The organism is Pseudomonas sp. HY2-MNA-CIBAN-0224 (assembly GCF_040310285.1).
In the GTDB taxonomy this organism is placed as follows: Bacteria; Pseudomonadota; Gammaproteobacteria; order Pseudomonadales; family Pseudomonadaceae; genus Aquipseudomonas; species Aquipseudomonas helleri.
This window is the reverse complement of record NZ_JBEOPQ010000283.1, coordinates 1-342: the sequence shown is the minus strand read 5'-3', so window position 1 is coordinate 342 and position 342 is coordinate 1. Positions and strand designations below refer to the sequence as shown.

Here is a 342-nt window from a genome sequence, read left to right as displayed (position 1 = left end):
ACACTAGGCATTGAAAAACCAAAATACGTATTCTCTACCAATCATACAGAAACCTATATCAAGCAAATAGTTTCTCTGATTGCACCACAAGGCAAGCTTGGATTGATCGATGATCCACAAACATTTGATATTATGCCGTTTAAGACTAAATCTATTTCTATCCATTGGGAATTGATGTTCACCCGTTCAATGTATGAAACCGATGATATTGAAAAGCAATGTGATCTATTGCAACAGGTTGCCCAATTAGTTGACCAGCAAAAAATTAGAAGTACCCTCAACCAAAATCTAGGCAAAAGTAACGCTGCAAACTTGGAGAAGGCGCATAAGTTGCTTGAATCA

General features: G+C 37.1%; 1 protein-coding gene. It reads left to right on the top strand.

Features of this window, described 5'->3' with window-relative positions; genetic code table 11:
• A partial coding sequence (locus AAEZ03_RS26410) for a zinc-binding dehydrogenase (RefSeq protein WP_350582721.1) occupies positions 1-342 on the top strand: 342 nt, incomplete at both ends.